The 303-nt window shown below is 45.2% G+C and carries 1 protein-coding gene and 1 rRNA gene; both read right to left on the bottom strand.

Translation table 11 applies throughout. The features are described from left to right. Nucleotides 1-112: ribosomal RNA gene (locus J9892_RS24325) — 23S ribosomal RNA — on the bottom strand; the annotation flags it as partial. Beyond that, nucleotides 107-303 (bottom strand): hypothetical protein (locus J9892_RS24320; RefSeq protein ID WP_210539189.1); only part of this gene is annotated, 197 nt, incomplete at its 5' end. The genes J9892_RS24325 and J9892_RS24320, both read right to left, overlap by 6 nt.

Genomic DNA, 303 nt, shown 5'->3' with positions numbered 1-303 from the left:
TCCGTGAGTCGTAATGTCTCTTACCGACTGCTCACGGCTTATCGCAGGTTAGTACGTCCTTCATCGCCTCTGACTGCCAAGGCATCCACCATGTACGCTTAGTCACTTAACCATACAACCCCAAGAAGTGTCGGTGAAACCGGCACGGCTTGTTGTCGTACAACAAGGACCAAATAAAATTTGGTTTTCGCCAAGAAGTTTCCAAAGCACTTGTAACAAATGTTTGAGAACTACTTTTTAAATCAGCTTTCCAGATTGTTAAAGAGCATGTTTGCAACGGCGCAAGGCCGAAGAAAACAGAGT

It is taken from the genome of Aeromonas sp. Prich7-2 (genome assembly GCF_017939255.1).
Classification (GTDB): domain Bacteria; phylum Pseudomonadota; class Gammaproteobacteria; order Enterobacterales; family Aeromonadaceae; genus Aeromonas; species Aeromonas caviae.
The sequence above is the reverse complement of the archived record's forward strand: the minus strand, read 5'-3'. Positions and strand labels throughout refer to the sequence as shown.